Origin of the sequence: Mesorhizobium sp. M0239 (genome assembly GCF_040321815.1) — a bacterium.
Lineage (GTDB): Bacteria > Pseudomonadota > Alphaproteobacteria > Rhizobiales > Rhizobiaceae > Mesorhizobium.
This window is the reverse complement of record NZ_JAMYSG010000108.1, coordinates 1-594: the sequence shown is the minus strand read 5'-3', so window position 1 is coordinate 594 and position 594 is coordinate 1. Positions and strand designations below refer to the sequence as shown.

The window sequence follows — 594 nt, the reverse complement described above, 5'->3', positions numbered from 1 at the left end:
TGTTTGGACCGGAGACATCGCGAACAGGTGTGCGAGGACATCGCGAACAGTTTTGTCACTTATCGTCTGCAGAGGTTGAGGTCGACTGTTTCTATTTTCTGATGTCTGAAGAAGGCTTGGAAGACGCCGTCCTTGCCGGTGGGGGTGAAGGCCACGGCTTTCCCTCCAAATGCCTTGGAGAGGCGCAGGATGTAGCCGCACAAGGCGACGCGGCCCTCTTTCTGGACCTTGCGAACGATGGCGTCTTGTGGGTAGTCGAAAGCTTCGACGGCCTCGCAGAAGGATCGCGGCGAGGGTGTGTATCTGTCGAGGGGGACGCAACCCTTGAGGCCATCGTGAGGTCTTTCGGTGTTGTAGAGGTCGCGCCAGGCATCGAAGGCTTTCTGCGCGCGATCGAGATTTTCGAAAGCAGGTCCGGCCATCGCTTCGGCCTTGAGCGAGCGGTGGAAGCGCTCTTCCTTGCCCAGCGTCTGCGGATGCAGAGGCCTGGAATGGGAGACGGCGACGCCGTGCTCGATCAGCCAGACGGTGAAGCGTGTGAAGTTGCTTCGTCCGCCATCTCCCCACGGTGGGCCGTTGTCGAAAGCCATGCGC

Annotated in this window: 1 protein-coding gene; it reads right to left on the bottom strand. The window is 59.9% G+C overall.

Going from position 1 to position 594, the window contains the following annotated elements; genetic code table 11:
* Positions 1-59 precede the first annotated feature (59 nt).
* Positions 60-594, bottom strand: a 535-nt coding sequence (locus NKI99_RS33800) for an integrase core domain-containing protein (protein WP_352613754.1), incomplete at its 5' end; no start/stop codon positions are given.